At 67.7% G+C, this 21,974-nt stretch carries 20 protein-coding genes and 5 pseudogenes; 10 read left to right on the forward strand and 15 right to left on the reverse strand.

Annotation, left to right across the window (positions count from 1 at the left end):
* Nucleotides 1-196 precede the first annotated feature (196 nt).
* Nucleotides 197-1,384 carry a G1 family glutamic endopeptidase gene (locus DWB77_RS36975; RefSeq protein WP_162952725.1) on the reverse strand — a complete coding sequence of 396 codons (1,188 nt, stop codon included), beginning with the start codon at nucleotides 1,382-1,384 and terminating at the stop codon, nucleotides 197-199.
* A 615-nt stretch (nucleotides 1,385-1,999) separates the two neighbouring features.
* On the opposite strand from DWB77_RS36975, the gene DWB77_RS36980 reads away from it, so the two are divergent.
* The 3 genes and pseudogenes from DWB77_RS36980 to DWB77_RS39705 form a co-directional block, all read left to right on the forward strand.
* Nucleotides 2,000-2,350, forward strand: coding sequence for a hypothetical protein (locus DWB77_RS36980; RefSeq protein WP_120727086.1), 351 nt, complete (start codon nucleotides 2,000-2,002; stop codon nucleotides 2,348-2,350).
* 385 nt (nucleotides 2,351-2,735) lie between these two features.
* Nucleotides 2,736-4,097 (forward strand): erythromycin esterase family protein, encoded by a 1,362-nt coding sequence (locus DWB77_RS36985; RefSeq protein ID WP_120727088.1) that lies wholly within the window; start codon nucleotides 2,736-2,738, stop codon nucleotides 4,095-4,097.
* A gap of 562 nt (nucleotides 4,098-4,659) precedes the next feature.
* Nucleotides 4,660-4,905: pseudogene (locus DWB77_RS39705) on the forward strand (RapZ C-terminal domain-containing protein); the annotation flags it as partial.
* Between the two features lie 369 nt (nucleotides 4,906-5,274).
* Here DWB77_RS39705 and DWB77_RS36995 read toward each other — a convergent pair.
* The 3 genes and pseudogenes from DWB77_RS36995 to DWB77_RS37015 form a co-directional block, all read right to left on the reverse strand.
* Complete coding sequence (locus DWB77_RS36995) at nucleotides 5,275-6,780, reverse strand: purine-cytosine permease family protein (protein ID WP_120728664.1); 1,506 nt, start codon at nucleotides 6,778-6,780, stop codon at nucleotides 5,275-5,277.
* A gap of 954 nt (nucleotides 6,781-7,734) precedes the next feature.
* Nucleotides 7,735-7,905, reverse strand: a pseudogene (locus DWB77_RS37005) (ISL3 family transposase); the annotation flags it as partial.
* Nucleotides 7,906-8,432: 527 nt separating this feature from the next.
* Complete coding sequence (locus DWB77_RS37015; RefSeq protein ID WP_120727095.1) at nucleotides 8,433-8,780, reverse strand: hypothetical protein; 348 nt, start codon at nucleotides 8,778-8,780, stop codon at nucleotides 8,433-8,435.
* 249 nt (nucleotides 8,781-9,029) lie between these two features.
* Here DWB77_RS37015 and DWB77_RS37020 point away from each other — a divergent pair, with 249 nt between their 5' ends.
* Nucleotides 9,030-9,377 carry a hypothetical protein gene (locus DWB77_RS37020; RefSeq protein WP_162952726.1) on the forward strand — a complete coding sequence of 116 codons (348 nt, stop codon included), beginning with the start codon at nucleotides 9,030-9,032 and terminating at the stop codon, nucleotides 9,375-9,377.
* Between the two features lie 133 nt (nucleotides 9,378-9,510).
* On the opposite strand, the gene DWB77_RS37025 is transcribed toward DWB77_RS37020, so the two are convergent.
* From DWB77_RS37025 to DWB77_RS39165, 4 genes and pseudogenes are all read right to left on the reverse strand, one after another.
* Nucleotides 9,511-10,755, reverse strand: coding sequence for a HEAT repeat domain-containing protein (locus DWB77_RS37025; protein ID WP_120727098.1), 1,245 nt, complete (start codon nucleotides 10,753-10,755; stop codon nucleotides 9,511-9,513).
* 292 nt (nucleotides 10,756-11,047) lie between these two features.
* On the reverse strand, nucleotides 11,048-11,278 hold the full coding sequence (locus DWB77_RS39380) for a hypothetical protein (protein ID WP_120727101.1): 231 nt from the start codon (nucleotides 11,276-11,278) through the stop codon (nucleotides 11,048-11,050).
* A 22-nt stretch (nucleotides 11,279-11,300) separates the two neighbouring features.
* A complete protein-coding gene (locus DWB77_RS37035; RefSeq protein ID WP_120728666.1) occupies nucleotides 11,301-11,648 on the reverse strand; it encodes an SgcJ/EcaC family oxidoreductase in 348 nt (115 codons plus the stop codon).
* Between the two features lie 165 nt (nucleotides 11,649-11,813).
* Nucleotides 11,814-12,010, reverse strand: a pseudogene (locus tag DWB77_RS39165) (hypothetical protein); the annotation flags it as partial.
* A gap of 329 nt (nucleotides 12,011-12,339) precedes the next feature.
* Between DWB77_RS39165 and DWB77_RS37045 the strand changes: the two are divergent.
* Complete coding sequence (locus DWB77_RS37045) at nucleotides 12,340-13,215, forward strand: hypothetical protein (protein ID WP_120727103.1); 876 nt, start codon at nucleotides 12,340-12,342, stop codon at nucleotides 13,213-13,215.
* A gap of 581 nt (nucleotides 13,216-13,796) precedes the next feature.
* On the forward strand, nucleotides 13,797-14,399 hold the full coding sequence (locus DWB77_RS37055) for an SMI1/KNR4 family protein (RefSeq protein WP_246033783.1): 603 nt from the start codon (nucleotides 13,797-13,799) through the stop codon (nucleotides 14,397-14,399).
* 1 nt (nucleotide 14,400) lies between these two features.
* On the opposite strand, the pseudogene DWB77_RS39170 reads toward DWB77_RS37055, so the two are convergent.
* Nucleotides 14,401-14,511: pseudogene (locus DWB77_RS39170) on the reverse strand (SMI1/KNR4 family protein); the annotation flags it as partial.
* A gap of 165 nt (nucleotides 14,512-14,676) precedes the next feature.
* On the reverse strand, nucleotides 14,677-15,552 hold the full coding sequence (locus DWB77_RS37065; RefSeq protein WP_120727106.1) for a helix-turn-helix transcriptional regulator: 876 nt from the start codon (nucleotides 15,550-15,552) through the stop codon (nucleotides 14,677-14,679).
* A gap of 143 nt (nucleotides 15,553-15,695) precedes the next feature.
* On the opposite strand from DWB77_RS37065, the gene DWB77_RS37070 reads away from it, so the two are divergent.
* The 4 genes and pseudogenes from DWB77_RS37070 to DWB77_RS37085 all read left to right on the forward strand — a co-directional run bounded on the left by DWB77_RS37070 (nucleotide 15,696) and on the right by DWB77_RS37085 (nucleotide 18,845).
* A complete protein-coding gene (locus DWB77_RS37070; protein ID WP_120727108.1) occupies nucleotides 15,696-16,523 on the forward strand; it encodes an SDR family oxidoreductase in 828 nt (275 codons plus the stop codon).
* 39 nt (nucleotides 16,524-16,562) lie between these two features.
* Nucleotides 16,563-17,371, forward strand: a protein-coding gene (locus DWB77_RS37075) for an IS5 family transposase (RefSeq protein WP_246033784.1) whose coding sequence is annotated in 2 segments (ribosomal slippage) — nucleotides 16,563-16,911 and nucleotides 16,911-17,371 — 810 coding nt in all. Because the reading frame shifts where the segments join, the coding sequence is not laid out codon by codon here.
* A 1-nt stretch (nucleotide 17,372) separates the two neighbouring features.
* Nucleotides 17,373-18,172: pseudogene (locus DWB77_RS37080) on the forward strand (IS5 family transposase).
* A 52-nt stretch (nucleotides 18,173-18,224) separates the two neighbouring features.
* A complete protein-coding gene (locus DWB77_RS37085; RefSeq protein ID WP_246033785.1) occupies nucleotides 18,225-18,845 on the forward strand; it encodes an SMI1/KNR4 family protein in 621 nt (206 codons plus the stop codon).
* A 45-nt stretch (nucleotides 18,846-18,890) separates the two neighbouring features.
* On the opposite strand, the gene DWB77_RS37090 is transcribed toward DWB77_RS37085, so the two are convergent.
* From DWB77_RS37090 to DWB77_RS37110, 5 genes are read right to left on the reverse strand one after another with little or no spacing between them, the layout of a single operon-like run.
* The gene (locus tag DWB77_RS37090; RefSeq protein ID WP_120719575.1) at nucleotides 18,891-19,481 is read right to left on the reverse strand and encodes a transposase; all 591 of its coding nucleotides are present in this window, start codon (nucleotides 19,479-19,481) and stop codon (nucleotides 18,891-18,893) included.
* Nucleotides 19,478-19,993, reverse strand: coding sequence for a winged helix-turn-helix domain-containing protein (locus DWB77_RS37095; RefSeq protein WP_120719576.1), 516 nt, complete (start codon nucleotides 19,991-19,993; stop codon nucleotides 19,478-19,480). The genes DWB77_RS37090 and DWB77_RS37095 overlap by 4 nt, the downstream gene beginning before the upstream one ends.
* 53 nt (nucleotides 19,994-20,046) lie before the next feature.
* Entirely contained in the window at nucleotides 20,047-20,640 is a 594-nt protein-coding gene (locus DWB77_RS37100) for a transposase (RefSeq protein WP_120727111.1), read from the reverse strand.
* Complete coding sequence (locus DWB77_RS37105; protein ID WP_120719576.1) at nucleotides 20,637-21,152, reverse strand: winged helix-turn-helix domain-containing protein; 516 nt, start codon at nucleotides 21,150-21,152, stop codon at nucleotides 20,637-20,639. The genes DWB77_RS37100 and DWB77_RS37105 overlap by 4 nt, the downstream gene beginning before the upstream one ends.
* Before the next feature lie 53 nt (nucleotides 21,153-21,205).
* Nucleotides 21,206-21,802, reverse strand: a complete 597-nt coding sequence (locus DWB77_RS37110; protein ID WP_120719574.1) for a hypothetical protein — start codon at nucleotides 21,800-21,802, stop codon at nucleotides 21,206-21,208.
* Nucleotides 21,803-21,974: the final 172 nt, after the last annotated feature.

Below are 21,974 nucleotides of genomic sequence, written 5' to 3' on the forward strand. Positions count from 1 at the left end.
AACAGCGACCACAACGCCGCGCACGCTCGCTCATTTCGCCGAGGAGTACGGCGCCGCTCAGCACCAGCGGCGCGGCAACCTGGCCCAGGCTTTTGTTCACGCCCTGCCGTTGGAGACCGCCGCCCGCCCGGGCCTGCCCGGGGGGCCATTGACCGTGCGGGCGGCGGACAGCCACGCGTTCGGCGGGGCAGGGGTGCTAGCCCGGGCGCGAGGTGACGGAGAAGTTGCTGTAGTCGCCGCTGTCGGTCGTGGCAGGCGTAGGACCGTACACCGTGCCCAAGTCGGCCTGGCGAGCCTGGGCTGGGAGCACGTCGTAGGACGACAACGGCGCACCGTCGACGGTGACGTAGGAGAAGGCGACGTTGACAATAGCGGGCCACGTCACGTCGAAGGGCGAGCTGTAACCCCGCTCGACGATGACCTCGGCGCTCTCGGACCGTGCTGAGGGAACCCTCTTGGACAGGCTCTGATGCTGTCCGGACCGCGACAGGTTGTCGAGCGTGAGCGTGAAGTTGGCGGGGTCGGCTGCGCTGCGGACCACCGAGGCCGACATACGATCGCCGGGCTGCGCCTCGATGGGGACGGGTTGTGCGTTGGTGTCGACACCTGCGTTGATTACCTCCCAGAAGGCCTGGTACTCCGGGTACAGGTCGCCCACCTGGCCTTGGCAGCTGGCCACGACACCGATCTGGACGAGACTTTCCGTGGCGCTGTTGGCCACCCCGTCGAGACCCACCCAGATGCCGAGCTGGTTGTCGGGATGCCGCTCACGACAGCCGAAGAGGGGCTCGGTCCACACGGCGGTCACCGCGTGCGGTGCGGCGTTGACCGGGCTGCTGACCACCTCGTACCCCGCCCAATTCGCGTACGGGGTGTCGGACAGGGTGATGTCGTCGATCTGGACCCAGGAGTCGATGCCCGGCGCGATATAGCCCGCGTAGAGCGTTACGAAGGTGTTGGCGCCGGAGTTGAAGGCCATATGCAGGAGCTGGTAGGCCCCGTTGCTGACGACCTTTCCGTAGTTCTTCTGCACCATCGTGGCGCCGTTGGTCCCGCGGGCTCCGAGGTACCCGGTGGTGAAGTTGCCCGAGGTCCGCACCCAGCCGTCGAGGTGGTACACCGTCTGGGACTTGACCGGCACCTTCTGGGTGACGGCATTCCAGTTCCGCGTGGAGGTGCGGATGAACGCGTTGTTCCGCCCCGTCTTCTGATAGCCGAGACCGATGTCGATTCCCTTGTAGTCCGGCCCCTCGCCGGCCCATGGAGCGGAAAGGGTGCGGCTGGTCTGTCCTTCGAAATCTGAGTCGCCGACCGTACCGATCGGAGCTGCCGACGCGCTGCCCGCCAATCCGGTGAGCAACGCGGCGACAAGTCCCGTGACCACGGTCAGCGCACACGTGTACCGTCGTGTGATCGCTCTGCTTCGCCGCGCCCTTGAATACACGAGTGAATACACGAGCCCCCCCTCGTGAAGTGTGTGGCCCGGGCACACTGCCCCCGGTCGTCGGGACCGTAGCGGCGTCGATACCCGGGCGACTACGGTCCGCGCGCGGCGCACCGGGGTGTTCGGGGGCGTACTTGTCCTGACGCGTACGCAGCCGACGCCCCGCACGCTCATCCTGGGAGCGGGTGGGTGTGGCGGGACTGAGGTAGCGGCGCGGAAGACGTACGCCGTCATGGGGGCGGTGACCGGCCCCGGGCCCGGGCGGGCCCTCGTCTCGTCGACGACGGTTGTCGGGACAGCTGGTCCGTCGCCACGCTCCTCGACGGCCGCGCGCACCAGCGTCCGGTGAGTACCCGTTGGCGAGGTTGGCGGTCGACGCGGCCGGGCCCGGCCCCGAAGCGTCAGTCCCAGTTCCTCTTCGACTGTGGACCCGGCGGCTACCAGGTCGAAGCTCGGGTCCGGAAACGGCAGCGTCTGCACCTCGGCCGGGTGCCACACCGCGCCCGCGCTGTGTGCCATGGGAACCTGGATCGATGGCTGGTCGTCCTCCTGGGCATGACTCGCGTTCTCATTCTCGGTATCGACCCACGTGCAGTGCCCGGTATGGACGGAGACGCCCTTCGAGCGGCCCTCGACCAGGAACTGACTCGCTTCGGCGAACACGCCATCAACGCGTCCATGACGCTGATCGAGCTGGATGAGTCGGCCGAGCCGGCGATCGTCACAGCACTGTCCGAGCACGACTGGGACGTCGTCGTCATCGGAGGTGGGATCCGCAAGCCGGAACCGCTTCTGCCGCTCTTTGAGCAGGTTGTCAACCTGGTCCGGCGTCATGCACCGAAGGCTGCGATCGCGTTCAACACGAGCGGCGGCGACAGCCTCGAAGCGGCCAAACGCTGGCTATAGGACCGACCTTGCTGACAGGCATCGGCGGCAGGGGGAGTGAGGACGCAGGGCCGCGATTGGGCCCGCTCCGTCATGATGCCCAAGGGCGGGGCGGCGGCTGACGTCCGCCAACTCACCAGCCGGTGGCCTTCGCTGGTGGCGAATGGGTGCGGCGTACGCAGCGTCGGGCGGGGGTGGGGGAACACGACCGGGGGTCCGTGCTCTGAGAGGCATGTTCCGCGATATGCATGGGGGAGTGTGGCCGGGACCAGAAAGGGCCCTCGGTGACGGCGAGGGGGGATATCCCCCGTTCGAACCCGGAGGAAGTCCCCAGCGCGGCTTGCCTCGGCTCCCGGCCATGATCGTTCCACAGTCAACGGAACGAGAACGAGCCGAGGAGTTCAGCATGACCGCGCATCACCTGGCGATCGGCCGTCGGAGCCTGCTCGCCGCGACGGCCGGACTCGCGGCCACGGCCCTGCTGGCCCCCACCGCCTCCGCCGTGCCCGCCGCTCACAGCCCAACGAGAGCGAAGGGCCGGCAGGCCGAGGCGTTCCGCGCGCTTGAGCGCGCCGCCCGGCCCCTGCGTTCGACGGAACCCGTCGGCGACACCAGCGACCTGCGGGCGCTGGACGCCATGATCGGCGACGCCAAGGTGGTCGGGCTGGGCGAGGCCACCCACGGCTCGCATGAGTTCTTCGCCATGAAGCAACGCGTCTTCAGCCGCCTCGTCGAGGAGAAGGGCTTCCGCGCTTTCGCGCTGGAGATGAGTTGGTCCGCGGGCCTCCGGATCGACGAGTACGTGCAGGGCGGCCCCGGTGACGCCCGCCGGATCGCCAAGGAGACGTTGGCCGGATCACCCTGGGAACGCGAGGAGTTCGTCGGCCTCATCGCCTGGATGCGGCGCCACAATGACCGCCACCCCGGTCGAAAGGTCCATATCATGGGCAACGACATCGGGGCACCCAAGCTCGGTGACGCGATCTTCGACCGGGTTCTGCCATACGCCCGGACGAACCACCCCCGGGATGTCGCGCGCCTTGAAGAGCTGTACGCGGGACTGCGCCCCCTCGACGACGTCTTCGCCCATCTGCGTAAACCCGTCGCGCAACGGCGGCTCGATGCCACCGCCGCCCAGCAGGCGCTCGACCTGGTCACCGCATACAAGGGGGACGGAGGTGACGCCTACGAATGGGCTGAGCAGCACGCCCGCAACATAGCCCAGACCTTCGCCTTCACTTCACTCGACCTGTCCGACCCGGCGTCGGTGGCCGCCGCCGAGCACCTCCGCGACCGGGCCATGGCCGACAACACCGCCTGGTGGCACCGCCGCACCGGCGACAAGATGCTGCTCTCAGCGCACAACGGCCACGTGGGCTACCTGTCCACCGACCCCGTGATGTACCCGACAACTCAGGGCGCTTTCCTGCGGGAGGCCCTCGGCCGGGACTACGCCGCCATCGGGTTCACCTTCGGCCGCGGCTCGTTCCTCACCGCGACCACCCTCGGCAGCCCCTGGAACAAGGTCACCGTCCCCGCGGCCACCCCGGACATGCATGAGTACACCCTCGACCGGGTGTGCCACCGGGACTACTACCTCGATATCCGTACCCTGGCCGCCGCGGGCCGCACCTGGCTGAACACCCCTCGCCCCACCTACGAGGCCGGCTCGTCATACAAGAACGACCCGTTGCCCACGCTCGCCCTGACCCCGGCCTACGACATCCTCGTCCACCTCCATCAGGTCCGCGCGGCCGTCAGCCTCTGACCCGGGCCGATACGGTTTTTGGTGACCCTTATCGGGTGCAGGTCAGGGTCGCTTCGAGTAGGTCGGGGTGCGGGGCCGATAGGCAGAGTCACCCTGGCACCCTTCCCCAAAGGCGAGCGCGGCGGGCCGATCGGTGCCTGAGCCCGCGGGCGAGGGGCTCCGCAAACTCGGCATCCGGCTCGCGGAAGCGCGCTCGACGGCCCTGTACCAGCTCGTCACCGAGGCGAAGTCTGGGGTGGTGCGGGCAAGAGCGGGTTCCGTGCCGAAATGGACGTTCCGGTAAGGCTCCGGAAAGGCCGCAGGCCGGTAGTCCAGCAGCCGCTGATGGACGCTGTGCCCGCCGATCAACACGGTCGCCCGGCCCTGGGGAGCGGGTCTGACGCACAGCAGGGCCAGGTGCCGCGGTGGTCCGGGCGGGCCGGCTCGGTCGGTGTGCCGGGCCAGGGCCGCCACCTCCACACCAGCGCGACTTCCGTCTGCGCTGGCTGGGGTTTGCGGCGTGGTGCGGAGATCGTCCATCGGCGCGACGGATTCCCTGGGGGGAGGAGCTCCCGCTGCCGAGATGATCACCCAGGAACGGGTCCCGCACACCGGCCTTCACCCGGCTGTCCGCACGCACGTGCTGGCCGCCCCCGGAGCCGACCAACTCATCGGCGACATATGCCGGGACGCGTTCGCCCTGGCCGGACACCGCAGCGCGCCGGTCCACGTCGATGTGCATTGCTGGTACGAAAGCCACCGAGCTGTCGCCGTGGCCGAGGAACTCGCCAACTCGCTGCGCGGCCGCGGCGCTGACGTCACCGTGGTCCACCGTCACATCGCCTGCTTGCCTGCCTTCCGCCTGCCGGCTTGTGCGTTGTACCCCGACTATCGGCGAGATGTGCGTGTTCTGTCGGATCGCCGTTGGCACCGAGCCCGCCGCCGTCGTACGCGATGGACGACGTGCTTGCCGTCAAGCTCTGCGGCGCCGTCAACGCCGGGCGCATCCTGGTCAGTCCGCGTGGGCATGTCGACAGCACTGTCATCGGCGCAGCCGTCACCGCGCTCACGATGGGCCGGGCCGCCGGGCTGGGCGCCGAACTCACAACCACGTGGTCCGGGTCCCGCTCGAAGACAAGAGCCCCGGACCTGGCGCCCGGCGCTGTGCTGTGGAGGGCTGTTCGCCACGTTCGGGGGGTCAGCCCGCCTCAACGTAGGCGTCAGACGTCTCCTGTCCGCGCACCCGATGCCGGCCCAAAACGAGCGTGCCGAGGAAGCCGAGGGCCAGAGCTGCGAGGATGCCGAGGTTGGCGTGGGCCCAGGAGCCGTCCTTGCCGCCGAGGCCGAAGGGGCCGAGCAGATAGCCCTGCCAGGTCAGCCAGTCGGCGGAGGCGTTGGTGACCAGTCCCCAGCCGAGGGCGGTGGCCGCCAGGGTGAGCAGCAGGGGCAGGGCTGGGATGTCGCCGTAGCGGCCGCGGGGCCGGTAGAGGTCGGCTTCGTCGTAGTCGTGGCGGCGCAGGAGGAGATCGGCGAGGACGATGCCGCACCAGCCGGCGACGGGCACGCCGAGGGTGGTCAGGAAGCCCATGAACGGGCCGAGGAAGTCATCGGCGATGAACACGATGTACACGGATCCGGCGATCATCAGCACGCCGTCGATGAGCGCGGCGAGCGGGCGCGGGACGCGCAGCCCCGCGGAGAGCAGGGCGAGGCCCGAGGAGTAGATGTCGAGGACCGCGCCGCCGACCAGACCGAGGACGGCGACCACGGCGAACGGCACCAGGAACCAGGTCGGCAGGATCGTCGTGAGGGCGCCGATCGGATCGGCGGCGACGGCCTCGGAGAGTTGTTTGGAGGAGCCGGCGAGCAGCAGGCCGAAGACCGTCAGCAGCAGGGGGGCGACGCTGGCGCCGAAGGTGGTCCAGCCGATCACGCCGGCCCCGGAGGAGGAGCGCGGCAGGTAACGGGAGTAGTCGGCAGCCGCGTTGACCCAGCCGAGGCCGAAGCCGGTCATCATGAAGACCAGCGCGCCGATGAAATCCTGGGTGGATCCGTCGGGGATCGCGGTGACGGCGTCGGCGTGGACGTGGCCGGCAACGAGGGCGACATAGACGAGCGTCAGCACGCCGGTGACCACGGTGATGAGGGTCTGTAGGCGCATGATCAGGTCGAAGCCCATCACCCCGCCGACGACGGTGAGCACACCGACCAGGATCAGGGCGACGACCTTGGTGCCGGTGCCGCCGCCCCAGCCGAGCCGGTCGAACACGGTGGCCGTGGCGAGTGAGGCGAGCGCGACGAGGACGGTCTCCCAGCCGACGGTGAGGATCCAGGAGAGCGCCGAGGGCAGCCGGTTGCCGCGCACGCCGTAGGCGGCGCGGCTGAGGACCATGGTCGGCGCCGAGCCGCGCTTGCCGGCGACCGCGACGAAGCCGCAGAGCAGGAAGGAGAAGACGATGCCGATCACGGAGGCGATCAGGGCCTGCGTGAAGGAGATGCCGAAGCCCAGGGCGAAGGCTCCATAACTGAGCCCGAACACCGAGACGTTCGCCCCGAACCAGGGCCAGAACAGGGTGCGCGGACTGCCCTTGCGCTCGCTCTCGCTGATGACGTCGAGGCCGTGGGTCTCCACCTGGAACGGGCGGTCCTGCGGTGTGGGGCCGGTGCCGGCCGGCACCGGGGGCCTGTCGTGTGGGCCCGTCATCGTCATCGTCGTCCGCCTGTCCTGTCCGGGGTGAGTGCCGGGGTGCTCGTGGTTGCCCAGAACATGGCCCACTCCCAGCCGACCCGTTCCCCGGTGATCCCCTGTGAGAATCGCACGGCCCACGACGACAGGAGTGTCCCATGGGGCACAGGGTGACGGAAGGCGAACTGACGGACCCGGCGGCACGGGGAGCGCAGCCCGTGACGCGGTCTGCGGACACATCGTCTGCTTCGTGGCGGTTGGCAGGCTTTCCGGCACGCGGACTCGTCCTCATTGCAGGCTCAAGTCTGCGGCTGAACCTGGCCGCTACCGGCGAGGCCGTCGTCCGATTGAACGCGTCGACCGGCGCACCAGGACCCCGGGAACCAGCCCTTCTATGCGACTTCTGCGGACCAGCCTGACTTCGCCGAGCTTATTTGCAGCGCGGACCAGGACTGCCCGTCCCCTGGTTCCACGTCGGGAAGCACCTGGTCCACGCGAAACCCGGGGCTTTCATCCAGCCGCACCGCGTTGCCGTTGTGGGCGATGCCCCCAACTCTGCTTGCTCCGGGCCCAGTTATGACGCATGCCCCACGAGCCGGCCGTCCGGACCGACGCTCGTCCAGGTCCGGCGCCCCAACTCCACCACGTAGGCGGCGAGTTGCGGATCATCCAACGGCCACGTGAACCCGGGACCAGCCCACGTCAACGGCTCGGCAGGCCCGGATATGCACGGCAGGATCACACCAGCGTGGGCAAGGGCGAACGCGCGGAGCTTAACCACAACGCCAACCACAGTTCGGCTCCCATTCCCCGGACTCGACGGTCACTTGGGGGGCAACGGTTCGCGGCTGACTCCGCGACTGCCACCGCCTTGGGATGCAGTGGATCACCCACCTCCTGACAATGGATCCCAGCGGGCACGACGGAGCCGACCTCTGGCAGTGAGGGCAGTAATTGGGCGGTTGACGCAGGTCACGACTGGGTGGGGATGCGGGTCCGGAGGAGTTCGAACGAGGCCCGGCCGTACAGAGCCCGCTTGAGTGTCTTCACCCGGTTCACGCGCTCCTCGATGACTCCGGAGCTCGGGGGCAAGGTCAGGCCGGCGGTCACCGCGTCGACGTCCTGGCGGAGGAAGCCGGCGAAGCCTCCCATGGGCTTCGGCGCGTCCTACTCTGCATGCCGGATGCACTCCATCAGCGGGTATCAGCGCTGGTGGCGGACCATGTCGGCGAAGGCGAAGGCGGGGCGGCGGCGTGCTCCAAGCGCTCGTCGATGTCCAGCAGCTGGCGCTGCGGCAGCACCGACCGGGACATCCTGTCGTCACTGCGTAGGACCAGCCGGGGAAGCTGCGATCGCCCTTGTTCCAGCGGAACCCGCGGACAGGCGGGACGGTCTCGAACCGAACGTTTCCACCCGGCACCCAATGCGACACGGCAACGTCGCCCACCATCGAGGAAGTCCAGGGCAGGGGCGCTGAGCAGGGGATCGCCGTACGCGTGAACCGATTCCGCCACCGTCTCCCCAGACAGCCGCACCTAAACGATCACTCAGCCTTCGGTGACACAACAGCGGCCACCAGACTTCGGTGACAACGCTCAGCCTTCGCTGCGACGGAAAGTGTCCTTTGGCAGGTGATCTTGACCGGCGAGTGGAGGCGGTGGGCGGTCGCATTAGGAACGTCGGCGGGGGCGGACGGGCGTGCTGTCGATGGCGGCGGCTATCTTCGCGACATAGGCCAGCGCCGGTTGCGCGGCGCCTGGGGCTTCCTGGTCGGTCCAGCGGCGGAAGTAGGCGCGCACGTGCCTGGTGAGTTCGTCGGGCCAGGAATTTCCCGTCGGGCGCAGGGTGATGACCCGCCCCTCGCCGACGAGGTGAAGCTCCAGCGGGCGCGCCGACGAGTCGAAGGCGGCCACGATGTCGTCGATGAAGTCCGGTTCGGTCAGTTCCTGGAGTTCGTCGTCGTCGGCGCACGGCATCACCCAGCCGTCGTCGTCGACGAGCAGGCAAGGAAACGTCACAGGACTGACGTGCTCGCTCCGCGGACGTCGGCGTCGAAGCACGTCGCGCGGCAGACAAAGACGATGGATCGGCATGGGCCGATCATGGCGCACCACGGCCTGGCCCGTTCGACCGGCGGTCAAGGTCAGGTGGCAATCTCTCAAGATCGCCTGTCAGAGGACAATCAGCGTTGACCGTCCCGATATATGCCCGCCGAAGATCCTCGGCGCTCAGTGTCACACGGCGAAGGTTTCGACACCTCTACGTAGGTGAGAGGGGTTTTCCATCCGAGGCCCCGTGATTCTGCCGAGGAGCACCGCCATGAGGCCAACACTGCCGGGCTGCCCTATCTGAACCGGTACTTGGAGCTCGGCCTCGTCCCGCACCACACGGTCCGAGGCGCGACAGCGGACCTGGCTGCAACCGTCGGCCGTCTTCATGAACTCACCGCCAGCGGGAACTTCGGCTTCTTCATCGAGATCGCCCACTTCATGGGTGATCTGCCGCTCCCTGAGCCTGGCTCTCCGACCCGATGGCTCGACGGCGAAGCCCGCGTCCGTGAGCAGTGGCAGGCGCTGGTGACCGCCCGCCGCGTGCACCTCAACCTCTCGTCGTAACCGACCGGGACCTCAGTCCGCGATTCACGGACAGAGCCCGGACAGCCGTTCCCCTGGACGTTCGGTCTTGTGGCTGCTGTGGCTGAGCAGTCCACTTCGCGGGTGAGTGGTGGGGTTGGCGGGGATGAGCGGTTCAGCGGGCGGGGTTCAGCGTCCGAGAGTGATACCAGACGGCGTGGAAGGCCGCGAAGTAGGGCGAGCCGTGTTCAACGCGGCCGAGGTCGCGTAGTACCTGGTCGCCGCGGGGGTCGTCGCGCACGAACAGGGGGATGGCTGCCGCGACCCGTACGCCCTCGTCCTCGTCGTTCAGGCATGCGGCAAGTGCGTCCGAGGGAGCGGACAGGCCCTTGGGGGCCGCGCCAATTACCCGGCACGCCGCTGCGCGTACCCGGACATCTGCGTCCTGAGTGCACGCCATGACGGTGGCCAGCGCCTTGGGGTCGCCCTTCGTGACGGCGAAGTGGAGGCCGGAGAGCGCCCAGTGGCGGACCTCCGGATCGTGGTGCCGGGTGAGCGTCGGCAGTGGCTGCTCGGCTCGGGGGTCCATGGCTTCGGCCAGGCCGGCGGCGAGTGCCCGCATCACTCGAGGGTCTTCCTCGCGTGCTGCCCAGGGGAGGAAGAGGTCGACGAGCGGCTTGTCGAAGGGACTCTCGTCGCTGTCGTCGAAGAGGTTGATGAGACGGAGCGCCTCGGCACCGCAATATCGCTCCAACGGGTCCGAACGGTCACAGAGAGCGGCGGCCTGCGCCCAGACGGCGGGAGCAGGGCGGCCTTGGAGCACCATCGTGGTCGCCGCCCACACCGGCTGGCCAACATCCGGCTCGGCCAGAGCGCGACCCATCAACTCCTCGAAGGGTGGCGTGATCCCGTACTCGGGTTCCAGCTCGGTGAGAATCGCGGTGTGTCCGTTGCGGACCGTCAGACCACCAAGTGACAGCTCCTCACAGGCATTCCCCCATCCGTCGATGGTCGCCCTGCGCACCACCGGCTCCGACGAGCCGCTCCTGCGGCGCAGCTCGGCTTCAGCACCCGCAAGATGCCAGTACCGTGCCAGCTCCAGGGCGGTACGCCCCTCTGCGTCCCTGTGCCGCAGGTCCGCCCCACCGCTGACGAGCACCGACGTGATCTCGCAGGCACCACAGTCGACCGCGCGCAGCAAAGGCGAACGACCATCGGCGTCGACGCAGTTCAGCTGAACCGGTCGGTCCGCCATCCTCAGCTCCTCGATCACTGGTAGATCGAAGGCCTCCACGGCCAGACAGAGCGCCGGAGTGCCGTGCTCGTCGACAGCGTCGGGGTCGGCACCTGCCGCCAGCAACGCCTTCACCGCCTTGACGTCCCCGCTCCTGACCGCAGCTATGAGCGGATCCTCACCCATGTATCCCTACTCACCTTCCATCGCGCCTCGCACCATCACAGCCGCGAAGCCGGTGGCGGCGCGCCCTTTCAGACCAGACCAAAGTGTCCCATCTGTCGAGATCCGCCAGTGAGGCGCTCGGTCATATGTGGCTGCTGCTGAGGGAGGGGGGCGTGCCACTACGCGGGGGCGTTGGACGAGTGGGGAGTCCGGGTGTGAGTAGTTGCGGTACAGGAAGTGACGTTGAGATCTAGCGAAGGCCTCCGCGCCGCGCCCGGCCTGGGCCGCCTGCGCGGGGGCTGGAATTAATCCCTCAGCGGGAGGGGCGGGCCTCGGGCTTGGCGACGGTGAACGAATTCCGCTCGTTGAAGGCTTCGACCGCCGCCGTCGCGGCAGCGTCGTCGGCCATCGTGACGTAACCGCCCCCTGGGGGCCTGCCCGTCTCCGGTTCTATAATCAAGACGACGTCCACAACGGGCCGAACTCGCTGAAGATGGAGCGCAGTTCGTCTCCGTTGTCGTCGTAACGCGCAGCTTGCCTTCATACAGTTTCGACACGTCTGCCTGTCACTTGCTGTCCGGGGCGATCAGCTCGACCGCCCCGTAGCAGCCAGTGCAGCGCGGTGAGACGCGCCACCACTCGTTCTCGGCCACCAACGAGACACGCCCTGTCACTCGGGAGCGGGACCCTGCACGACAAACTGCCGGGCGCGGAGCCGGAGAGACGGTCACGAACTCCGAGATCGCGTCGAGGCCGATGAGGACCTTGCCGTGGGCCGTTGTCCAGATCGCGTCCGGGTGGAAGGCCCTGAGGAACTCCTCGGGGTCCTTGTTCTGATGAGAGTGCTTGACGGTGGCGACGAGCTGGCTGGTCGCTTCGATGTCTGCCGCGTGGGATGTGGATTCCGCGGTCATGTGGAATACCGTCACACCTCAAGCGTGATTGAGGTCAAGCGTGTGATCGCATGGCGATGTGACGGTGGCCGGACGCCGCCGCGGCTCTGGCAAAAGCTGCCCGGAAAGTCTCGCCCAAGAACACGGCCTGGATTCGAAGCAGTCACATGATCGCCCGGACAAGTCCTAGCTGAGGCCGAGTTTGGCTAGCGCGTTGGGCCAGTCGGTGGCGATCGCGTTCTGCGCCGCCGACTGTGTCTTGCCGAAGCAGATGGCGGTGTGCAGCTTCGATTCGACCGCGTCCTTGGGGTTATTGGCTCCGGCGCCGGGTTTGTGGCCGGGGAGGGTGGTTCAACCCAGAGGTCGCGTGGGTCGTTGGGGTCGTGTTCGCGGGCCAGGCACAGGCCCTGGTGCAGACAACATCAGCAGGTTCCTGGCGGACTGGATGTCGGCGTACGGACTTGCCTCCTCGGCCGGTACGAGCGAACGTCCTCGGCTGTTGGCCGCCACACGGCCGGGGTCGGCCGATAGCCAGCCGGCCTCAGAACAGGGCGGTCCAGGAAGGGGCGTAGCCCCATAGGGCTGCGACGACCGCCCGTCGGCACACGCGCTGGACCGCGGGCGCGAAGGAACCGGCTTGCCAGACGGACGGGAGCCGCGGTCGAATCGGGTCGCCCGTGCATCTGCGGCCCGGGCAGGGAGGGATCGGTTCATGAACGGGACGACAGCGCTGGACAACGTGCTGCGGCAGGCACACGTGGTTCGGGTCAGCTTGGTGAACGGGGTCGGGGCATCCGGAGAGATCCGGGTGGACCTCTCCGATCCGGCGGAGTCGGCCAGGCTAAGGACGGCCCTGGCCGTGGAGTCGCTGCCCGGGTTCCACTGCATGTGCCTCGGGGACGTCCGCTTCGAGGTGTTCGACCGGTCCGGTGGGCGGCTCGCAGTCGTCGTCCTGCACCATGGGGCGACACTGCGGTGGGGGCAGTGGGAGAGCGACGCCGTCCTCGCCGACGGCCGCTTGCTCCTGGCCTGGCTGAACGGGCACGGCATGCCCGGCCCCATGCAGCAGTTCGAGGCCGACCGGCTACGGGCGCAGCAAGAGACCGAAGAGGAGCGCAACTGGCTGGCTGCGATGCCCGCCGGGCTGGAAGGGCTCGCCGACCGGATCCTCGACCTCTCCCGCACCGGCGGCAATCCCTCACCCGAATTGCTCGCGGAGCTCACCGATCAACTGCACCTAATGTTCCCCGACCTGGTAGAGCGAGTGCTGGCCCTGCTCAACTGGTACGGATCCGGTAGCGGCCGCTGCTCCGGATACCCCGTCCACGAGGGCGTGCCCGGCGAGCTGCTCGGCAGGGTGCCGATCGCCGACCTGCTCGCCGCCCTGGCCGACCCGCGGGCCGAGGAGCGGCACGACGCCGGGGCCGTGCGCCATCTGCTGGGCTGCAAGACCCGCCCGCGCCAGAAGCGGGACATCGCCCGCCTGCCCGAACCGCTCCGCGCCCGGCTGCTGGCACAGGCCTACCGCTCCGGAGACTCCCACAACCAGGGCCGCGCCGAACGCTGGTTGGCACCCCCGCGGGTCTGAGAAGTCGGGCGCCCCTGGCTCCCAGCATGCGCAGGGTCACCTTCAGGAGGGGGACGCGGCGCTGTACCTCACTGGCCGGTTCGGGTGTACGCCGACACTGAGGGCCGACTGCGGTGGTCCATCGTTCGCCCAGCGCGGTCAGGGCGCGCTGGGCGGTGTGCTGCCAGTCGGTGGGGCTCCAGCGGTGGTCGGTGGGATCGTCGGCGGTACGGATGGTGGAGCCGACCACACCGTGCAGTTGGAACGGCCACAGGGCGAACGGGTCCTGCTGGACGAAGGGGCGCTCGACCAGGCGCAGTTCCGGTCCTTCGCGGGTCAGGCCGGCGGCGCGGGTGGCGAGCGTGACGTCGAAGGCGTCCAGCAGACTGACCGAGCGCAGGACATGGCGTTGACCTCGACGCTGTCATTGCCGGCCTCCCATTTCCCTGGAACTCCGGTGCCGCGGAGGGACATGTCAACCGGATCAAAATGCTCAAACGCCAGATGTTCGGCCCGCCGGCTTCGCCCTACTGCGGAAGAGGGTTCTTCTGGCCAGCTGACCACAGTCGCCCATAGGCTGACGGGGACGAGAGAAGAGCGCCATGGATCCCCGCATACCCCGCCTGCGTCGCAGGCTGGCTGCGATCCCTTTCCAGCCGTTGCGCAGCCACTCCTTCGGGGAAGAACAACACAAGTTCTCACTCGGCCCAAAACTATGGGCAGCGGGCATCGCTGCGTTTGAGGCCGAGCACCGCATCACCCTTCCCGACGCCTTTGGACAGTTCCTCACGCACATCGGCGGCTCAGGCGCGGGCCCGTTCTACGGCATCATGCCCCTGAAGCGGTGCTCTCTGCTGGTCATGGACCCGCGCGGAGAACCAGGAAAGCCCCGAGGCTTCAGCAATGCTCGCCCTGCGGAAAACGAGCGCGACCTTTTCCTCCACATCATCGAGATGGGCTGCACCGATGTATGCGTTCTCGCGGTGACCGGCCCACTCACCGGCCGTGTCCTCATGGGCAACAGCGACGGATATTGGGGCCCCAACGTCTCCTCCGTGACGGATCGCCGCGTACAGCGCGACCCTGGACTGCGCGACACCCAAGAGACCCCAGCGCGAGAAACACACCTCGCCGTCCCACCGCAAGCCTTCAGCCGACTCCAAAACAAAGGCTCTGGTCCGCTTCTTGTGGAGCGGTTGCACTGAGTCAGATGTTCGGAGCCATGCGATGGCGGTTCGGGTGGGCACGAAGTCGAGGCGAGGTAAGTTCCAAGGCCCGGTTGTCACGGCCGGCGCTCATGTGGTTGAGCCAGCGCTTGTCTTCGCCTGGGGGTGTCCGACGGGGCCGGTGCGGGACATCCTCCGGCTCGGTGTGGCGCGTTCACTTGCTGTGGGCGGTCCGTGTCCAGGGGCGTCGGCGGCAATGGGGGGCCCGGGTCGGTCACGTACGGGGGTGTCGGCGGCCATGGGGAGTGCGAGACGGTCATGTCTGTGGCAGTGGTCCGGGCTCGTTTGTTCGGTTGCCGGCCAGGCGGCGACTGGCGAGTGTGGTGAGTGCTGTGTGGGCCCGGGTTCCTGGCTCTGCGATGTAGGTGATGAGGGTCTGGTCTGGCTGGTCGGGTAGGTGGAGTGTCTGGCGGTGTAGGGGGAGTTCGCCGGTCGCAGGGTGGTGTATGCGCTGGAGGCTGTGGGAGTTGTCCTGTACGTGGTGTTCGGCCCACAGGCGGTTGAAGTCATCGCTGCGGGCGGAGAGTTCGCCCAGGAGCTGGCACAGCCGGTCGTCGCAGGGGTGGCGGCCGAGGTCCATGCGCAGCGCGGCGACCGTGTCGCGGGCTGTCTGTTCCCAGTCGGGGTACCGCTCTCTAGCACCGGGGTCGAGGAAGTGCAGCCAGGCCATGTTGCGCCGTTCGGCGGGCAGGGCGTCGAAGTCGCCGAACAGGACACGGGCCGGGGGGTTGGAGGCCAGGATGTCCAGGCGCCGGCCGAGGACGTAGGCGGGTACCTCGCCGAGCGCGCCGAGCAGCATCTGGATGCCCGCGCTGACCGGCTGCGGGGCGGGAGCTTGTGCGGGCGAGGTGTGCAGGGCGCGGGTGAGGTGGCCCAGGTGTGCGCGCTCGGCGGCATCGAGCCGCAACACCCCCGCGACCGCGTCGAGGACGTGGTCGGAGACGTTCTGCGTCCGGCCCTGTTCCAGCCGTATGTAGTAGTCGACGCTGACTCCCGCGAGCTGCGCCAGCTCTTCGCGGCGCAGGCCGGGCACCCGCCGTCGTCCGCTGAAGGGACGTACGCCGACATCCTGCGGGCGCAGGCGGGAGCGCCGGGACTGGAGGAATGTGGCGAGTTCGGTGCGAAAGTCCATGACGCAAGTATCGGCGGAGCCTGGTTCTGGCAGACCCAGGGTCGGACAGGGCCCTGGGTAAGGGTGCGCGTTGCGTGCAGAGTCGAGACCGCCCACAGGCACCACACACCCATGTACCCGCACACGCGCACCCGGAGAACACCATGGCCGCCACCGCCACCGCCACCACCACTGCCGCCGCCACGACTGTGTCGCAGAGCGTCGCGTCCGCCCGGCCCCTCACGGGCAGGGTGGCGGTCGTGACCGGAGCCTCCAGCGGCATCGGCGAGGCCACCGCGACTCTGCTGGCCGCGCAAGGAGCCCACGTCGCCCTGCTGGCCCGCCGCGGGGAACGTCTGGCCCAGCACGTGGCGCGCATCGAAGCGGCCGGCGGCACCGCGCTCGCCGTCCCCTCCGACGTGACCGATCCCGCTTCGCTCGCGGACGCCGCCACCCGGGTCCGGGAACGCTTCGGTCATGCTGACCTCGTCGTCAACAACGCGGGCCTTGCCCTGCCCGACCTCCTCGGCCAGGAGGCCTCCGGTGCCAACTGGCAACGCATGATCGAGGTGAATGTCACCGGTGCTTGGGCTGTTGTGGACGCCTTCGTGCCGGATCTGCTCGCCGCGGCCGGCGACCGGGGCTGCGCGGACCTGGTGACCGTCTCGTCCGTGGCCGCTCAGATCGTCTTGCCGGGTTTCGGCGGCTACGCCGCGAGCAAGGCTGCCCTCAGTCATCTCTCCCGCAACCTGCGCGTCCAGCTCGCGCCGAGCGACATCCGGGTGACCACCATTGAGCCGGGCGCCGTCGATACCGAGCTGCGTGACCACATCGGCGACCCCGCCATGAGCGCCGCCGTCCAGGAAGCCATGGACTCCATTGAGAAGATCCCCAGTGGGGCCGACATCGCCGAACTGATCGCCTTCGCCGTCAGCCGCCCCCGCCACGTCAACCTCCCGCAGATCTCCGTCATGCCGACACGCGAAATCTAAGAAGCCATCTCATTTGGGCGACTCGGTATTCTGTGAGTCATGGTGGGGATCGTTGAGCGTCTGGTGCCGGACGAGTTGTGGGAGTTGTTCCAGCGGGTGGTGCCGGAGGCGCCGTCGAGGCCGCAGGGCGGTGGTCGGCGTCGGCACGGGGACCGGGAGGTGCTGGCCGCGATTGTCTTCGTGGCCACGTCGGGTTGTACCTGGCAGCAGCTGCCTTCGGCGTCGTTCGGGCCGTCCGGAGCGACCGCCCACCGGCGGTTCTCGGAGTGGTCGAAGGCCAGAGTGTGGGCCAAGCTCCACCGCCTGGTCCTCGACGAACTCGGCGCCCGCGGCGAACTGGACTGGTCTAGGTGCGCGATCGACTCGGTGAACATGCGGGCCCTGAAAAGGGGGACCTGACGGGTCCGAATCCTGTCGACCGGGGCAAGTACGGCTCGAAGATCCACCTGATCACCGAACGGTCCGGTCTGCCCATATCCGTCGGAATCTCCGGGGCCAACCTGCACGACAGTCAGGCCCTGATCCCGCTCGTGAAGGGCATCCCGCCGATCCGCTCGCGCCGCGGCCCGCGCCGCCGCAAGCCCAGCAAACTCCACGCCGACAAGGGCTACGACTACGCCCACCTGCGGCAATGGTTACGCGAACGCGGCATCACCCACCGCATCGCCCGCAAGGGAGTCGAGTCCTCGCAACGGCTGGGCCGCCACCGCTGGACCGTGGAACGCACCATGGCCTGGCTCGCCGGCTGCCGACGACTCCACCGCCGCTACGAACGCAAGGCCGACCACTTCCTCGCCTTCACCAGCATCGCCTGCACCCTCATCTGCTACCGCCGACTCGCCAAATGAGATGACTTCTAAGGACCGTTGGGCGGGCGGCTCACGAGCGAACGAGACGCGTGGCAGCGTGCGTCCGCAGCGCGGTGGCCGACGCCGCTACGGTGATCGCGCGGTACTGGCGGCGATCCTGTTCGTGGCTATAACAGGGTGTACCTGGCGGCAACTGCCGCCCGTCTTCGGCCCCTCCGGGCCAACCGCACACCGGCGATTCACCGAGTGGAGCCGGGCCCGGGTCTGGGCCGAGTTCCACCGCCTCCTCCTGGACGAACTGGGCGCGCGGGGAACTGGACTGGTCCCGGTGTGCGATCGACTCGGTGGACATAAGGGCAGCAAAAGGGGGGGATCTGACAGGTCCGAATCCCGTGGATCGCGGCAAGCAGGGATCAAAGATCCACTTGATGACTGAGCGATCCGGGTTGCCCCTCTCGGTCGGGATCTTCGCTGCGAACACTCATGACAGTCAGGGCCTCGAACCTCTCGTACGCGGTATCTGGCCCGTCCGCTCCCGCCGTGGACCGCGGCGGCCAAGCCTGCCAAGCTCTATGGCGACGAGGGGTACCACTACGATCCCCTGCACCGATGGCTGCGCTCGCGGAACATCACCGCGCGCATCGCGCGCAAGTGCGTCGAGTCCTCTTAGCGGTTGGGCGGCATCGGTGGACTGTGGGGCGGACGGTTGCCTTACTTGCCGGATGCCGCCGCCTGCACCGTCGATACGAACGCAAGGCAGAACACTTCCTCGCCTTCGCCGGCATCGCCGCCGCTTTGATCTGCTACCGCAGACTTGCCAAGGTCATCGACTCGACGTGATCCGTAAAGTACGGCTTCTGATAGCGCGGCCCAACGCAGTGGACCACGCCGCGTGCGCACCGTCGAGGAACTCATGACTGACTACCTGGCTGCCGTGATGGAGATGCTCGGCCCTGCCCAGAACCGCCATGCGGACCCGGCCGCCTGGGACCGTCTCCACGCAGAACTCGGCATACAACTTCCGCCCGACTACCGGGCTCTTGTGGACGCGTTTGCCCCCATCGAGATCAACGGGCACCTGCACCTCTCCCACCCCGCGACCGAGTGGTGGAACCTGGGCGAATACATCCGCAGCACGATCAAGGCGTGGTCCGAGGTGCCGTGGGACGACCTCGATCTCGACGCGGACGAGGACCCCCGCATGCTCTTCGGACTCGACGAGCTGAGCTTTGGCACCCCCAACGGGCTGTGGCCGATCGCGAGCACCGACCGCGGAGAGATCATCTTCCTGCTTGCCACCCCCGACGCTCCGAGGTTCTTGGTGAGCTTCGACGAAACCTGGGCAGAGCACCGCATTAGCTTCGCGGAATGGCTCTACCGCTATCTCATCGGCGAAGACATGACCGGGCCCAATAGCGCAGCGTTTTACCCCGGGCCCGTGAAGTTGCGGCACCTTCCAATTTCCGCTGGCGAACGCCCGGAACCTTGGTACGGCCCAGACCGCGGCATGTGAGAAGCCGCCGCTCAACTCACGGCAGCAGCCTAATGAAAGCACCTCTTACTGATCTTTTCGTAAGTTCGGTGGGTGTGGTGGGTGGATGGTGAGTCCGGTGTGGGTGAGGAATGACCAGGGGAGTTGTGGATTGTTGTTGATGCGGTGGATGCCTTGTTCGGTGGCGTCGGCGACGTCTGCGAGGTGGTCGCCGGCGAGGTTGGCGAGTTCACGTTTCTTGAGCGAGGACCACAACAGTTCCACCGGGTTCAGCTCGGGTGCGTAGGCGGGTAATCGCTCGAGTGTGAGCCAGTCCTGTTCGGCGACCCATGCCCGCATGGCCCGGCTCCAGTGAGCGGACAGGCCGTCCCAGACCAGAACCACGTTCTCGCCGCGGTAGAACACCTTCATCTGTTCCAGGACTTCGATGAGTCCGAGAGTGTCGTAGCTGCCGGGCTTGAGATGGAAACACAGTCGTGCCCCGCGTTCGGGGTCGGTGGAGTGGTAGCCCAGGGCGCCGGCCATCGACGCCCGCTTCCAGTTCAGGCGGTGGCGAAGGAGCGGGGTCCGTCCTCGGGGTGCGTAGGTGCGACGGACCTGCGGCAAGAGTGAGACGCCTGATTCGTCGAGGAACACGATCCAGGCACGTGTGTTCACCGCCCTTTTTTGATGCGCGGCCACTCGTGGGAGACCCAGCGGGCGATCTCCGACTCATCCCGCTCGACCGCCCGCCGCTCAGGGCGCTGAAGACTCCATCCCAGTCGGCCCGTCAGCAGCCGCCACACCGACGCTCTGGACAACACCACCCCTGTCACCCGGGCAACGATCTCTCCGACACGTTCCAGAGTCCACAAGTCGGCCTCGAAACCATGAGCCTGGGCGCCGCGGTCCAACGCGGTCCGAACCGCCTCGACCTGGGAGTCGTCCAGTTTGGGCGGGCGCCCGGTAGATGCCCGCCGCCGCAACGCGGAAGCACCGTCCTTCTCCCACACCCGACGCCATCGCCGCACGCTCTCGGCACATACCCCTACCGCCCGCGCGATCTCCGCATTCGAGACATCCTCCTCGAACAACTCCACCGCCCGAACGCGACGCGCTTCCGCCAACTGCGGCCGCGACAAAGGAGGAAGTGGCGATCCGGCGGCCATAGGCGAAGCTTGATAAGCCATCCCGACAGCGTCCCACCTACACCGCCACTATGCCCACTGAACTTACGAAAAGATCAGTACTGATCTTTTCGTAAGTTCGGTGGGTGTGGTGGGTGGATGGTGAGTCCGGTGTGGGTGAGGAATGACCAGGGGAGTTGTGGATTGTTGTTGATGCGGTGGATGCCTTGTTCGGTGGCGTCGGCGACGTCTGCGAGGTGGTCGCCGGCGAGGTTGGCGAGTTCACGTTTCTTGAGCGAGGACCACAACAGTTCCACCGGGTTCAGCTCGGGTGCGTAGGCGGGTAATCGCTCGAGTGTGAGCCAGTCCTGTTCGGCGACCCATGCCCGCATGGCCCGGCTCCAGTGAGCGGACAGGCCGTCCCAGACCAGAACCACGTTCTCGCCGCGGTAGAACACCTTCATCTGTTCCAGGACTTCGATGAGTCCGAGAGTGTCGTAGCTGCCGGGCTTGAGATGGAAACACAGTCGTGCCCCGCGTTCGGGGTCGGTGGAGTGGTAGCCCAGGGCGCCGGCCATCGACGCCCGCTTCCAGTTCAGGCGGTGGCGAAGGAGCGGGGTCCGTCCTCGGGGTGCGTAGGTGCGACGGACCTGCGGCAAGAGTGAGACGCCTGATTCGTCGAGGAACACGATCCAGGCACGTGTGTTCACCGCCCTTTTTTGATGCGCGGCCACTCGTGGGAGACCCAGCGGGCGATCTCCGACTCATCCCGCTCGACCGCCCGCCGCTCAGGGCGCTGAAGACTCCATCCCAGTCGGCCCGTCAGCAGCCGCCACACCGACGCTCTGGACAACACCACCCCTGTCACCCGGGCAACGATCTCTCCGACACGTTCCAGAGTCCACAAGTCGGCCTCGAAACCATGAGCCTGGGCGCCGCGGTCCAACGCGGTCCGAACCGCCTCGACCTGGGAGTCGTCCAGTTTGGGCGGGCGCCCGGTAGATGCCCGCCGCCGCAACGCGGAAGCACCGTCCTTCTCCCACACCCGACGCCATCGCCGCACGCTCTCGGCACATACCCCTACCGCCCGCGCGATCTCCGCATTCGAGACATCCTCCTCGAACAACTCCACCGCCCGAACGCGACGCGCTTCCGCCAACTGCGGCCGCGACAAAGGAGGAAGTGGCGATCCGGCGGCCATAGGCGAAGCTTGATAAGCCATCCCGACAGCGTCCCACCTACACCGCCACTATGCCCACTGAACTTACGAAAAGATCAGTAGTCGGAGTAGTCGCCCCCCTCGGGGCGGCGCGGGCTGAGGACGGCGTTCACGGCTGCCGAGGCAGCGCCGATCGAGGTGAGGGGCGAGGTGTCGACCTCTTTGAGGACGATGGCCAGCGCCAGGTCCACCGCGTCCGCACCATCGGAGGCGGCGCCCACGTACTTCACGCTCCTCCTGTTCGTCGTCTCGGCGCGTTCCAGCGTGACGTTCACCCCCGGCCGTTCCAGGACGAAGGTGCGGCCGGTACGAAGCACGGTGTACGTGTACGACCGCTCCCTGAAAGTGACCGTGAGTGCCCGGGACTTGTTCCTGAAGGCCCGCCGGTTGAAATCCAGTGCCGCTCGGGTTCCGTCGATGAACAGCGAACTGTTCTCCAGGGAGAGGGGATGGAAGGACTCCGAGCGGTACCGGACCTCCGGCATGTGTGCGCCCTGGAGGCACAGTTCAGCCGCCGGGAGACTCTTTCGACCCGGCATCCTGCTCCCGGGCCGGATCGTGACGACTTTGCCGAAAGGCCCGATGATCCCCTCGAATCCCGTCTGCTTCTTCATTCGGTAGTGGTGCAGCTCAAACGTGAAGGCGTCGCTCATCTCCACCTGCCTGTGTCTCTGTGAGGTCAGAACCAGTACGAGTTTGACGGGATGAGGTGTTGGGCCACGCTCCTGGCTCCGCTGGCTATTTCACGGCCAGCTGTCGAGGCCCCGTCGGCGACCCGGTCGGCCGCCTTGCCCGCGCCGTCGTGAGCACGGTGCCCAGGTCCGC

Source organism: Streptomyces hundungensis, from assembly GCF_003627815.1.
Taxonomy (GTDB): Bacteria; Actinomycetota; Actinomycetes; order Streptomycetales; family Streptomycetaceae; genus Streptomyces; species Streptomyces hundungensis_A.